Here is a 13,965-nt window from a genome sequence, read left to right as displayed (position 1 = left end):
CCGCCATGTATCGGTCCACATCGTTCTGAAAAGGGAAGCCAACAAGGCCTCCCTTTGAGAGATGAGCGTCCTGGTCAGTCGTCGATCTGGACGCTCACGCCCTCCACCGCGATCCTGATCGGATAGATGCCGTTCTTCCCGGGGCCTTCGATGGAGATCTCGATATTCGCAGTGATGACCACATCCTCATCCTGCTCCTGGTCCTCCCCGTCTCCGTCTTTACTATAGATCGTGCCAACACCCTTAGCGACCACAACAATGCGGCCGTTCACGATGTCCGAGTAATCAACATCGATCTCATCCTCATCGATGTCGATATTGATCAGCGATCCTTCGCCGCCATCAATCGAAACCCCCTTCCAGTCCCCGCTCCGCACGTCTACTTCGATTGCATCTTTGTAAACTTCGTGCATCGATCGCATGGTTCACCTCATGTATTGGGCCGGGGTTCCCACCCCAAGCGGGCTGGGCTTCGCAGCATAGCGCTTTTGTTGGCTCGCACACGCTTTCGCGAGTACGTCGAAGAAAGTAAAAAGGCAGTCGCGCCGTCAAATAACTGATGCCCCGTAGAAACGGCAACCAAGCTACTCGGTCCACTTGCCGCTAATGGATGTGCAATCTTGGGCGTGATGTGACTCCTCAACCGCCGGTGATAAGTACTATGAGATGCGTCAACAGATGCATGGCGTGCATCCTCGGGGCTGCGCCTGGGGAACCGGCCCGCTGTTCAGAGCATTTGCTTCGACCATGGTGGTGATCGAACGGCCAACAGGAGGCCGACAACCAAGGTGAAGACGCCCCCCAGCGCCCCTCCCCATCCACAACCCAGTGCCGCTCGCATCGATTGTGCGGAAAGGACATCATGGCCACCTTCATTATGAACGCCCCGATGCTCAGCCAGCACACCCAATTTTTCCAAGGCAGCTCATCTCTCGTTCTTGCGCTCCGGCTCGAACGTACTCAGATCGACAGCACCCTTCCGATTCAGTCGCGCCTCAAACTCATGACCTTTCAGAAGATGTCGCGCATTCGGATTCCACGCATAGCTCGCCTCAATTCCCAGTTCATCGGGGCCACCCGGGTGTACGGCGGAGTCTTGAAGGTACACAACCCCGGAGAGGTGCCGGGTAACATCCTCAACGCTTATACTTGACTTGAACTTTGCATTGAAATCAAACGCCGGGATGCTGGAACCAATGTATCCATGGAAAAAGTTATCTGCGAATTCCTTGAAAAATGTGTGCGTCGCATCCCTAAACTGATAGACCTTCTGCGAGAACCAAGGAAATATAACAAAGACGATGACACTTGCCTCGTTGCGCGAGAACTTCTTCGCATGCTGAAATAAAAGGCGATGCTGTTGCTTTGCGTGCTCGTGGGGACAGTACGTGCTACACGCGAACTGCACACCCGGATCCCAGCCAAAACTATAGGAAAGGCCTTCGATGACCTTGCTTCTTAGATGTCTTGGCCTCAGGTGAGGGTCAACATTGTCGATCAACTCTTTGAGAAGATCCGCGCGATTATCCGAGAACTGACTGTAATCGGCAGCTGGATCGTACTCCGGCAATATTGACAATGCCTGTATCTTCTTTGCGCCGCGGTATGACTTGAAGATGCCCTCCAAGATCTGTCCAGACTTGTCGGATAGAACCTTGGTATCAGCGGAGACTCCGAGCTTGGTAAAACTAAGGTCGTGGTTTGCATCCGTCATTCCCATCTCGGACGCCAGTGTCTCACTCGACCGCACGGTCCGATCCAGCACGACGGTGCCCGGTTCCATTTCCCAATCTGCCAAGAAATAGTCCAGCGCACAGAGCTCAGCGTAAGCGCCGTCCCACTCCCTGCCCGCCACGCGATTTACCGCCCCTAGGATTTCCTTACGGAGCGCCGGATCTCTGTCGGCTGCAACCCGAAGACGCAGTAGGCGCGCTTCAAAATTACTTTTGAACGCATCAAATTGGCTCGGATGTGCTATTGCTCCTATCACATTATTAGAGATACCCGCGGCTGCATCGAAATCGGCGGAGCCATCTCCAAACAAACGATCTACCAACGACGCGTACGCGAGTCTGATTTTCTTAACTTGACCCTCTTTCATTAATCCCCCTGCCACTAGGCGTTCAATGCACTGATATTTTTGCTCGCAGACGGACACTGAATGGCCGCCCCGCTCCTCAGATTGTAGTCAAGCCTGCAAGAACAAGGTTGAGAAATTCAAGATGCGCCGCGATATGTCACGAGCTAGCTACGCAACAAATCTATCGTGGACGTCAGCACCTGCCTCACGTGAATTTTCCCAAGCACCTGGAGGGCCTGCGTGCCAGCTCAACCTAATGCCCGAATCAGTTCCCAGCTTCCGGTCGAGGTAGCTGTCTGTTGCCGCGACCAGATCGCAGATGAAACGAATGTGTTTCCGCAGATCTTCACGATTAACCGCATCAGCGCTCGGTTGGCGGCACCGGACCTGAGTGACCGATGAGAAATGTCACCCCATTTTTTGCGAGTAGGTTGAGCTGGGCTTTTGCCCTGGCGGCATCATGGTTGCTCTACGACCAGCCACCACAGACGTCGATTTGAACGTAATTTCGAAGATCTTGGCCACGCAATCAGAAGAAGGTCATTCTCTGACGAGTTCATATAGAAGATTCTAATCCGACCCGTTGATTCCATCTTTGCCCAGGGCTTGACCCGCTGCCTCGGTGATGCGGCCCTCGATGTAGGCCTCCGATGCGGCAAGCGCCATCAACAAGCTGGCACGCTTATGTACTTCTGCGTCCTCTGGAGGCGACTGAGTGTTGATGGCATCGAAGTGGGATGACGTTCGGCGGGTGTTGCCGAGGCTGTGCACCCCAAGGATGCTGACCGCGAAGAGTACAGACCTTAGTCTCCTACTTTCCCCACTACCGAGTACAGTGGCTCAAGGACCCACTCGTACAGTCGCCTGCGCTCTCCCATGATGTCCGCTTCCAAACGCATCCCTGGGCGCAGCGCCTCTGGCACCCCATAGGCCAGAACACTTTGTTTGTCCAAGGAAACAAGCACCCGATAGACGGGCTCCCCCGCTTCCCCCTTGGAATTGGCAGCAGCAACTGCACTCCGAGAAACGCGAATGACCGTGCCCTCGTGACTTCCAAACTTCTGATACGGATAGGCCAAGTAACGTAATAGCACGCGATCGCCGGGCTTGACGAACCCAATTGCGGCGCTTGGCACCAACAGTTGTGCGCGCAACTTTGACCCCTGAGGCAGCAGGCTTAGAATCGGCTGACCGACTTGCACCGCCTGCCCCGCTTCTACCAATCTACTAGCAACCAGCCCAGAGACCGGAGCACGCAGCAATAGTTCGCCATTGGCCTCTGCCTGAACGGACTCCTGGCTGAGCGTCGCCAAGTCACGTTCGGTCATAGCTCGGGCAGCGCGCCGCTGTTCGGGAAGCTCCGCAAGTGACTGCTCCAGTTGAGCAAGCGTGCGACGCATTGACGTTGCCTGACGCTGTAGAGATTGCTGTGCATTGAGCATGTCCAACATCGACTGCTCCTGCTGGCCAAGTTGGATCAAGCTGACGTAGCGTTGATCGACCACTTGACGGAAGCGCTGGACTGTTTCCTGGCCAATCCGCACCTGCTCCCCACGAGTTTGGATCTCACCTTCGATTTGCTTTAGCTCACGACGCAATGCGTCGCGCTGCCGCTCGATGCCATGCTGCTGGACTTGGAGTTGTCGATCCTGTGCATCCTGAAGCGTTCCCAAGCTCACTGTCCGAGTCTCTTGCCCTTCACGCATGATCTTAAGCGCATCGTCACCGGCTGCAGTGACTCTCGGCACGTTGATCAAGAGCAATGGCGCCTGTCTCTGAACGCGGTCACCCTCCTCTGCATGCAGCGTGGCGACAACGCCAGCAGAAGGCGCTACCACCGTGGACAGGCCCAAGTCCGGAACCAGTTCACCTTCAACTCTGGAGCGTCGGGTGTACTCCCCAAAGATGAGAAAGCCTACTACGACGGCAGCAGAAGTGGCCGCTAAGACTGCGAGCACCCACAGCCTCACGGGCTGTGCAAGTGAGATGCTTCCAAGCCAGCTCCCGCGCTTCGCTTCAAGAACTTCCCTGCGAAAGAGCCCGTTCATGCAGGCACCTCACTGATCACTGACCGGTCGCTCTCTTGACTTGCCGAAGGGTTCAATTCTCGAACGATCGCGCCTGCATGCATTACCATGACTCGATCTGCGCTTGCAATCGTCTCCGGGCGATGCGCAATGATGATGCGCGTTAGGTCGAGCTGACGCACTGCCTCATTGACCAGTCGTTCGCGCTCCACGTCAAGGTGGCTGGTGGCCTCGTCCAGAAACAACAACTGGGGTTTCCGATACAAGGCTCGGGCCAGAATCACTCGCTGCTTCTGACCGCCGGACAAAGTCGTGCCCATATCCCCAATCAGACTGTTGTATCCCATCGGCATTGCCGCGATGTCTTCGCTCACTGCCGCTAGCCTGGCCGCCTCCTGAACGCGATACTCGTCCATGTTTTCATTCTCAAAACTGATGTTGTCGCTAATGCTCCCGGCAAAGAGCTGGTCATCCTGCATCACGGCACCAATGACGCGGCGGTAGTGCTCCATTCCAATCTTCTGCAGTGGAACCCCGCCAACCCGAATCTGTCCTTCGGTTGGCGTCAAGAGGCCAAGCAATAGCTTTAGAAGTGTGGTCTTCCCACATCCAGATGCCCCAACAATTGCGACCGACTCTCCGGGCTCGATTGACAAATTGCAGTTGCGAATCACCCACGGCTCCCCTGGCGCATAGCGGAAGCTCAGGTTTTCCACCTCAATACGCAACTCGGCCGGCAGGCCCACCCCGGCAGCACTCTCTCCAATAGATTCAGGCTCGGTCAGCACGATGTCAGATAGCCGCTCTCCATGCAGCCTAAGCATGCGGAACTCTATCCATTTGTCGATCAGACCACTGATCCTTTGAGCGAACTGATCCTTGTAGGCGAGATAAGCGATGAGCATGCCAACTGAGAAGACGTTCTGCATCGCCAAGATGGCTCCGATCCAGATGACTGCTATGCGTTCTATACCAAAGATGAGTTGACTGGTGCTATTGAACGCCAGCCCGATTCGCGCGAGCCAAACGTCGCGATTGACTGTTGCATTCATCAGATTGTAGTAGCCCGAGCGGCGCAGAGTTTCCCTGCCCGCAATCTTGATGGACTGCACGCCCCGAATGGTCTCCATCAAATGGCTCTGCTGAAGCGCAGATGCGATCAACTGCTGCTCAGTGCCGTTACGAAGCGTACGAAATGCCAAGGTGCGCACAATCAGGTAAAGGCCGACGGCGAGCAGCGTCAACAATGCAAGCTTCCAGCTATAGAGCAGCATCATGCCAAGCGTCACGGCCGCCATGAGGCCATCAATCAGTGCCTCCACAAAGCTTGTGGTAAGGGTGCGCTGGATAGCCTGCACGCTGCCCATGCGTGAGGTGATGTCGCCCAGATGGCGCTTCTCGTAAAAATCAAGTGGAAGTCGAATCAGGTGGCTGAAGACATTCCCCGTCCATTGCAGTCCAAGTCGACTGGAGAGATGGATGACAGCCCACCCTCGCACCATACCAATTCCGATCTGCAACAACACTGCAAAGCCAAATCCGATGCCAAGCACCGTCAGCAGATCGCGATCTGCCGCGATCAACACCTGATCGACGATCCACTGCATAAAGAAGGGCGCCAGCAGCACAAACACCTGCAGAGCCAGTGATAGAAGAAGAATGAGCCCAAGTGCGCGCCACAGACCACTAACTCTTCCCGTTAACTCTGAAATTGCAATCGCGGGCGGTGGCGCTGATGGACTCATATCAGCGCCGGGGCTGAGCTCCAGCGCAATGCCCGTGAAGTGCTGCGAAAATTCCGCCAAGGCCAGAACGCGCTTTCCAAATGCGGGATCAAGGACCGTGACGTGGCGCTTCCGGACACGTGTGAGTACAACGAAGTGATTGAGGTCCCAATGCAGGATGCACGGAAGTTTCAGCTCCGCCAAGTGCTCCAGATCTAATCGCAGCGGACGGCATATGAAACCCATTTGCGCCGCGATATCCATCAACTGGGAAAGCGTTGCGCCTTTGAGAGACAGCGAATGCCGCCGGCGCAGCTCACGTAGACCAGTGCGGTTGCCATGGTGAGAGGCGATCATGGCCAAACAAGCGAGGCCGCACTCAGCGGCTTCTGACTGCAAAATTTCATCCATCCCTGAACATTTCCCGTTTGGTCGCCAAGCGCATGAGGAGCCTAGGTAGCCCCTTAGGCATTGAAGGAAGATGACGACAGCCCGATCTCCACTGGGCTCTATTCATACACAGAGAAGGTCGGAGATCGCAATAGCCATTTGCAAGGGCAGTGCGTTGCGAGCGGGAAATCAGACGCACGGACATGCGGCAAATTGCGAGCTTCCGTAACTCTGATGCCAAAGGCTATTGACGCAACAACGCAGGAATGCTATCCATCTCGCTCACTAAGGGGGCTCAGGACACTAGGCCATCGAAGTTCTGTCAAACGATGCCTAGGAATAGTTGTTGATAATTGATGTAGCTGTGGATGTAGATGTCGGGCCGATGGGAGCTATCCGGTCACCACTATCACCGCTATTGGCAGGCTGCCAGTTGAATTTGCATTGTATCTGGGGATGCTCCAGACCTCGGCACAGGGGCTCTGTGCACATTTACATAGGGAGTTGTACATGCGTGAACTGAATCTTGGAGAGATGGTTTCCGTGTCTGGTGGAAGTCTCAATGGAAATGCGGGAAGCGCTGGTGCTGCAGGCGGCGCGATTAATGCCATCAATGGTGCGATCGGGGCGGTACAAGACGCCGCCACGGCAGTCGGCGATGCGGTTGACTATGCCGCCGGTTTTGTGGGCGGGGTTCTCAAGGGAATGTGGAACGAAGCCTGAGTGAATCTTTTGCTTCATAGAATTCAACAAGGAGAGTGATATGCGCGTAATGACCGCAGAAGAGGTGATGTGGATTTCTGGTGGTAGCGAAGCTACTCGAGCCGCCGGTGCAGCAGATGGCCAAGCAGTAGGCGAGGCCATTATGAAAGGTGCAAAGATTGCCGCGACGATCTCCGGAGTGGTTGCCCTCGTTGTAGTGCTGAGTGCGAGCGCTTAAATTTGCCCCTTACCCCTTCTCGCAATCGCGAGAAGGGGTACAAAGAGCTGAGATATTTGAGATGAAGAACGTTTATGTAGCAACCACTGCCGCGCTCTATATTGCGATACTCTCAATCATTGTGTTCAAGGCGGCCCTTGCTCAAGGAAATATCGTAAACATAGTTTTTTCGGCCTCTTCTTTCACAATCCTTCTGTCGCTGATTAAGGTGATTGTGGACGGGGTTCGCCTCCATCGTTCCTCTAGATACCCGGACCAGCGCTGACCCAGCGCCTGTCCACCGGACGGTCGAAGGTCAGCCTGAGACGCGAGGCGCCGCAGGAGTAGCTATGGCGAGGAGATCGGTGCGTGTCAATGCACTTGTCGCCTGGCTCGCGCGTCTGTTTGGGTTTTGATCGCAGCCATCTTGGCCGTGGGGAACAACGAATTGATCCGGACGCCGCGGGTAGTGAGCCCCTGTTCGTTCGTGGTGCCGCTGGCACCGGCCTGATGTTGCGCCTGACTGCCGCCAATGGCGAATCAATCGATGTCGTGCATCCCAATGCAGCGACTGCCGAGCAGTCACTGGCAATGATCGCGATCAATTCGGATGTGCAGGCAGGCGCACGCCAGTTCAGCTTCCGGGCGCCCGCCGCCGTGGCCTTGCAGGCCAACACTCCGCTGGACTGGTCGCGCGAGACGAACGGCGAGCTCTCGATGGTAGCGACAGTGCGAGTCGAAGAGATCCTGGCGGAATCCGCAGTTACGCTCAGTGCCTCCTGCGGAGCATCGTGTGGTGCCGAGGTCGCTCTGGGCCTAACCCTGTCGGCACTGCCGCGTAACGAGTGCATCAGACTGGACGTTCCCTCAAGTGCCTGGCCCGAACCGGCGCAGACATGAGTCGCTTGAGTGTGCCGTTTGCGCTCCGTGCTGGAAAAGGCACGATCCTCGCGATTACCTCGGTCGCCCTTGGCACCGAATTCGACCGCAAGGTGGACTGCCTGGACCGGTGAGCGCCGTCGCATACGTCGGCGAGCTGGCAGATCTCGGGAGTGCCTTATAACGCAAGTTCGTTCGGTGAAACTACGTAGACCCTCCGCGGCCTCTTGGAGACGGCCGTGGTCCTCTTCCAGTGGGCCCTGCAACAGATTACCGCTTCGCGCCTAACGTTCGGAAAGGGCATCATTGCTACCAACATTAGGAGCACATCGATGTTCAGCCATCAATATCCGGATGCAGAAGCGATCTTAGGACTTGAGCCTGAAGAGCTCGGCGGCGTCGTTCTTGCTTATCTCACTACCGCAGAACGCACCGAAATGACTCCTGGCAACTTCGCATCGCCGCATGCAGTCGCCAACTATCCACCAGAGCAACAGGAAGCCGCGCGTCGAGCTCTCATCGAGGCCTGGATGTGGCTTCAGCGCGAAGGCTTCCTAGCCATGGAGCCTGATCACAACAACTGGTACTACATCACCAAGCGTGGCCGTGCAGCGGCGAACGCAGAGAGTTTTTCAGCGCATCGGTCCGCGAGCCTACTGCCGCGCGGGGCACTGCACCCGACTATTGCCGAGAGAGTCTGGGGTACGTTTCTTCGGGGCGATTACGAGACGTCGGTATTCCAGAGCTTCAGGGAGCTTGAGATCGCCGTACGGCGAGCGGGAGGATTTAGTCAGACTGACATCGGCATGGACCTGATGCGGAAGGCCTTTAGGCCAGAGACAGACAAGACATCCGCCGGCCCCCTAACTGACATCAGGCTGCCGCGCGGCGAGCAAGAGGCATTGCAGCACCTGATGGCAGGGGCCATCGGGTCCTACAAAAATCCGTCCAGCCACCGTGCGGTAGAGATCACCGCTTCGGAGGCGGTCGAGATGATCATTCTGGCCAGCCATCTGCTCGGAATTGTCGACCGCCGGGTCCCGGTAGCGCTCACGGCCGTAGGTCCCGAGTAGGCTCCATAGCAAATAACATAGAGTCCCGGCCGTGACCGATCGCTCCCCCCCCCCCCCCCCCCGCCGGCCCTAGGGCTCTATCGGATGCCGAGTGCGAGGTGCTCCCCCCGACCAGTACACTGGTGGAGAAACCGCCCCGAACCCTCCGATTAGTCAAATCACCAGTAGCCCATTTCAGCCTAGCGGGTGGCCAATTGCCCGCTCTAAGAACTCATGGCACTCTGGGTCTGGCATAAACTTGGTCGCGCGGGGCGGGGGTAGCTATGGGCGGTCCGTATCAAATACACAGTCGCAACGGCCGCATCGGCACCGGAACCGATACGAAGCCTGAAGATATCGACGCTATCGTCACTGCACTGCGAGAGGACGGACGTGGTCATCTGCTGCTCTACTACCACGGGGGGCTGGTCGACAAGGCGGCGGGCATAGGTATTGCCGAGCGGCTTAGTAAGCGATTTTCTCAATCGGCCTACCCGGTATTCTCCGTGTGGGAGTCGGGCTTCGTCGAAGCGATCCGCAACAACCTGCGCGAATTGCCAGGTGAGCCAGTGTTCAAGAATCTGGTGCGCAAAGCGCTGGAGTACGCTCTCCGTCACTTGGGAGGAAGCGATGGCGCCCGAAGTATTGCCCCAGGCACCGTCGATGCAGAGAAGGTCCGCCAAGCGATTGATACCTACTGGAACGATCCCAGTCGCCATCACGTGCCATACCGCGATTTCAAGCCTATCGTGGGTCACTCAGTTGCACGAGCGGCGATCAAGATGGTCGACGACGACGAAATCGAGGCTGATCTTCAAACTGATAGCGAATTTGCGAACGCCATGCACACCCTTTCCCCGCTTGCCGACAAGACAGGTGGCGCGTTCGTGGGGGAGGGAATGAGCCTTAGAGACACCGCGTTCTCACAGGCGGTGGCGACGCAGGTATCTGGGACACAGGGTGCGCGCGGGCCGATCGTCTGGTTCAAAGTTGCCCTTCTGGTGAAGCGCATCCTGCAAGGCATTTTGCGTCGGTACGCAGATCAACGCGATCATGGCCTGTATGCCACGGTGGTGGAGGAAGTACTGCGTGGTGTCCATTTCGGCGGAAGCGGGCTCAATGAATGGGGCAAGGCGCTTCAATGGAACCGCATGAAGCAGGACACTCTCGATGCTTTCGGAGACAGCACTGATCTGTGTGCCGGAACCGCGCTCCTGGAACGGCTGCGCGCAGCCCATGCTTCCAAGCCACTGTTGTCGAGGATCACCCTGGTCGGCCATAGTACGGGCGCCGTCTACATCGCCAACTGGCTCGACAAGGCCGCAAAGCTCCTACCAGCCGAGATCGTATTCGACATCGTTTTCTTGGCGCCCGCGGTCACCTACGAGCGTTTTGCCACCACAATTGTCCATCATAGCGACCGCATTCGTCATTTCCGCATGTTTGGCATGCGTGATGAGTTCGAGCGGGACGATCAGGTCGTGGGCGACGACTCTCAGCTGTCCAACGGTCAGGACTGGAAACGATTCATCTATCCCAGCTCCCTTCTCTATCTGGTGTCTGGTGTCCTCGAATCGCGTACCAGTTCCAACGGAACTCTCGTAGACGAACCAGATATGCCACTGCTCGGCATGGAACGCTTCTTCGCTTGGAACCACATCTATTCCGACAAGGATTTTCCAGAGATTGCGGCGGTACGTGCGTGGATGCGAGCTGCGCCGAACCGCGCAGTTTGGTCGAAGTCCCAAGGACAAACGGCGGGCTTGAACAGCGCAAGCATTGATCACGGAGCATTCGACGACGACGAAGACACACTGCTCAGTGTCGAGAGTGTCCTGAACGGCTGGTGACATACCGGAGCCCCCCCCACTGCCTACCAAGGAGAAAGGCGGATATGCCGCGCGATGATCACTATGCAATAGTGCTCACAATTAATCGTTATCCCGGTCTAAGCGACCTCCATGGGCCCGAGAACGATGGCGACGAGTTCCGGCAATGGCTGCTCGACCCGAAGTACGGCGACCTCGCCCCCCAGCACATCCAAGTCATCCGGTCGCGGGATTATGGCGTGGCAGCGACCCCTGACGATGCAAATCCTACCGAGACGGAACTCAAGAAGGCCCTCAATCGCTGGCTACGTACCCAGACAGGATGGCAGGACCGTATTGGGCAGCGGTTGTATCTTTTCTTTGCCGGACACGGTTTCACCGCCGGCTCGATGATCCATGATCCGGCACTGTTCTCGGCCGTCGCGCAGAACGGTGACACGGCGCATATCGCCGTCCTGCGGTATGCGTCGAAAATTGCCAGCGCGGGTTTTTTCGATGAAATAATTCTTGTAACGGACTGCTGCCAGGACGTACTTAAGGCTAGCCAAGTGCTTGAGCCAACCTGGACCCCACCAGATCGTCAACGAACCGCAGATGTGCGACTGTTTCAGGCCTATGGTGCGCCGCGCGGACGCCAGTCTTTTGAGCGCAATATCGGCCAGAACGGCCAGTACCGAGGCCTTTTCACTAGCGTTCTGCTAGAAGCCCTGCGCACCGCATCACCGGACGCGGATGGCTGGGTCACTGATCGTAGCGTCGCGGACCACTTCCAGGTGCTCTGGGCCGATCGTTACGAGCAAGAAACTGGATATACGCCTCCGCTAATTCCGGCCTCGCAGAAGCGGATTAGGCTCTATCGGCATTCCGCATCGGCCGCAGCGCTCACCTCTTCTCACCGGGTCGCCGTTGACCTGAGCCGCGTCATTTCCAAGTCTGCCTACATAGATCGGCGCCCTGCTCCAGATAGCGCTCCCTCCCAGCCCACAGCCCCCATGAGCACGGTTGAAGGCAGGTGGCTACGAAGTAGCGATCTTCTCCGCTTCGAGTCCCCCATCGTGGACTTGGCGCCAGGGCTGCACCTTGTGCTCACACCAGGAGATCAACCCGACATCGCCTTCGAGGTACCTTACCCGAAGTCGTCTTCTGCAGGCGGCCCCTGCCCCATTGCCATACCGACTCTTATGCCCGCCTTGCCGGCTGAAGAGGTTGCGCCGCAACAAGTGATGTTGAGGACGGCTAACCCCAATGCGGAGATTACGGTACTCGATGCAAGCTACGCCCGCGTCGGCATCGGTACCGGAACAGTCTCCCTGTTGTTGCCCAAAGGACTCTACAAAACCCTGGTGCGCATCGGCCCAGCATCGATGCAGTCATTGCTCATCGTCACGGATGCACCTCTCGACGAGTTGTTACCCGAGCCGCAGTTCTCGTCAGCCGCTCCCGTCGCCGGGACCTCGAATGCGCACGAGTATCACGCCGACCTTGCCGCCAGATACTCCGTTGTTTCCGTGGAGCAGGTCGGCGATCTTGGCGAGAGCGGCGAAGTCTTTGTATTCGCGCGTGACTCTAGCCTCAACCCAAACAGGGCGACAGATGCCGAACTCCCGTGGCAGCGTTGGAGTCTCAGTTCCCTCGTGGGATCAATTTGGGAAAGGCGCTTCGTCCAGAAAGGAGCGGATGATTTGCACGGCTATGGTTATGTCAAGACGGCAGTAACTCCCGGCAGCCTCGCTCTACGAACTACCTCACCCTCGAGCGAGGCGACTGAGGATGGATTGGTCGTCCCTGTAATCCCAGGATGGCGCACCGAAGTCTATCTCGACTGTGCCGCCGCTCCGTCAACGCTACCGGGGGCAGACGGCGACGGCAGACTAGCGCTGGACTTGGCAACTGCCTCTATCCATCTGGTCCGGACGGGGAGCGCGTCACTGCTGCTCGATCCGATCGGGCTTGCGACGGAAGCGGCACGGATGCAGTTGGCTGCTGGCCGGAACGTGGCAGTGCCTTCACCCGAGCAAGCAATGGCCAGCCCTATGTGGGCCCTGTACGCAGCGCAGGCGGCTTACCAGCAGGGAACGCAGCAGATCGACATGGTGCGAAAGTGCGTTCTAGCTGTCCCCGAGGAGCTCAGAGAAGGCCTGTGCGATTTCGCTGTGCTCGCGCAGTGGTTGGGGCTGCCGACCGCAGGCCATACGATACATGACCCGCCGATGCTCGCCACTTCTTGGCAGCTCGCTGCGAAGCTCGAGGCACGGAGCGGGCTAGCTTCGGAACTGTTCGAGGAGGTCGGGCAATGGCAGACCGGCGGAAGCCTATGGGCTCTCTGGCGTCGCTCAATCGATAGCCGTGGAGTACTCCGACGGCGGCTAATGGCCAAGGCGAAAACGGATCAGCGCGACTTGGCGGAGAAGCACACCAACAGCGTGACCCAACCGAAGCTCAATCCAACCTGGTCATTGGATACCTGGGTACCAGTTGAGGAAGGTCTTAAGCATCCCAATCCTGACCATAGCCCCTTCCAGCAAGCGCTCCGTCGACGCCTGCTGGATGCCTTGACCGAGATTCGCCACACCGATTCCGCAACTGACGAATCCATCACTGTCTCGCTACCACCCGAGTCCGATGTCTTCGCCCTGGCAAAGCAGTTCATGCTGTCCTCCTCTTATGCCGCAGCAGCGTACAACACGCTCTACGTGGATGCGCTCCGCCAAGCAGGCCCCGATCCCCTGATCGAGTGGGTATCAGTGGTCGTCGATGAACCCACCCTAGACTCGACAGCCACCAAGTCGAAGCACTCTAGGCACCTCTCCCTGGACGATTACTGAGGAATGAACTGGCAGCACTACCTGTCCGTGAACTAGATTCAGGCAATCTCAGAGGTGTTCGGACAGCTTGATTTCGCAGTCGAGGCTCTCCACGAGCTAGAAGCATGCATCGCTGCCTGTCATTCGGACCGGACCAAGCTAGAAGACGGCAGAGCCTCAGACGATTTCCTAGGCATCACAGCCAAAAATCTAGCGACGAACTTCGTCCATATGATCGCTTCGGGACAGCCCCCAAGCTAG

Annotated in this window: 10 protein-coding genes; 6 read left to right on the top strand and 4 right to left on the bottom strand. The window is 57.2% G+C overall.

Features of this window, described 5'->3' with window-relative positions:
• Positions 1-74 precede the first annotated feature (74 nt).
• The 4 genes from AC5P7X_RS13640 to AC5P7X_RS13625 all read right to left on the bottom strand — a co-directional run bounded on the left by AC5P7X_RS13640 (position 75) and on the right by AC5P7X_RS13625 (position 6,242).
• Positions 75-413, bottom strand: a complete 339-nt coding sequence (locus tag AC5P7X_RS13640) for a hypothetical protein (protein WP_495215013.1) — start codon at positions 411-413, stop codon at positions 75-77.
• 512 nt (positions 414-925) lie between these two features.
• On the bottom strand, positions 926-2,101 hold the full coding sequence (locus AC5P7X_RS13635) for a hypothetical protein (protein ID WP_495215012.1): 1,176 nt from the start codon (positions 2,099-2,101) through the stop codon (positions 926-928).
• Positions 2,102-2,883: 782 nt separating this feature from the next.
• Positions 2,884-4,128, bottom strand: coding sequence for an HlyD family secretion protein (locus AC5P7X_RS13630; protein ID WP_495215011.1), 1,245 nt, complete (start codon positions 4,126-4,128; stop codon positions 2,884-2,886).
• A complete protein-coding gene (locus AC5P7X_RS13625) occupies positions 4,125-6,242 on the bottom strand; it encodes a peptidase domain-containing ABC transporter (RefSeq protein ID WP_495215010.1) in 2,118 nt (705 codons plus the stop codon). The genes AC5P7X_RS13630 and AC5P7X_RS13625 overlap by 4 nt, the downstream gene beginning before the upstream one ends.
• 489 nt (positions 6,243-6,731) lie before the next feature.
• Between AC5P7X_RS13625 and AC5P7X_RS13620 the strand changes: the two genes are divergently transcribed.
• The 6 genes from AC5P7X_RS13620 to AC5P7X_RS13595 all read left to right on the top strand — a co-directional run bounded on the left by AC5P7X_RS13620 (position 6,732) and on the right by AC5P7X_RS13595 (position 13,725).
• Entirely contained in the window at positions 6,732-6,944 is a 213-nt protein-coding gene (locus AC5P7X_RS13620; RefSeq protein ID WP_495215009.1) for a hypothetical protein, read from the top strand.
• 40 nt (positions 6,945-6,984) lie between these two features.
• Complete coding sequence (locus AC5P7X_RS13615; RefSeq protein WP_495215008.1) at positions 6,985-7,161, top strand: hypothetical protein; 177 nt, start codon at positions 6,985-6,987, stop codon at positions 7,159-7,161.
• Positions 7,162-7,515: 354 nt separating this feature from the next.
• Complete coding sequence (locus AC5P7X_RS13610) at positions 7,516-8,040, top strand: putative glycoside hydrolase (RefSeq protein ID WP_495215028.1); 525 nt, start codon at positions 7,516-7,518, stop codon at positions 8,038-8,040.
• Positions 8,041-8,351: 311 nt separating this feature from the next.
• Entirely contained in the window at positions 8,352-9,092 is a 741-nt protein-coding gene (locus AC5P7X_RS13605) for a TIGR02391 family protein (protein WP_495215007.1), read from the top strand.
• Positions 9,093-9,355: 263 nt separating this feature from the next.
• Entirely contained in the window at positions 9,356-10,921 is a 1,566-nt protein-coding gene (locus AC5P7X_RS13600) for a hypothetical protein (protein ID WP_495215006.1), read from the top strand.
• A 44-nt stretch (positions 10,922-10,965) separates the two neighbouring features.
• Positions 10,966-13,725 carry a caspase family protein gene (locus AC5P7X_RS13595; protein WP_495215005.1) on the top strand — a complete coding sequence of 920 codons (2,760 nt, stop codon included), beginning with the start codon at positions 10,966-10,968 and terminating at the stop codon, positions 13,723-13,725.
• The last annotated feature ends 240 nt before the right edge of the window (positions 13,726-13,965 follow it).

The organism is Stenotrophomonas sp. YJH_SMC_53 (assembly GCF_059369995.1).
The sequence above is the reverse complement of the archived record's forward strand: the minus strand, read 5'-3'. Positions and strand labels throughout refer to the sequence as shown.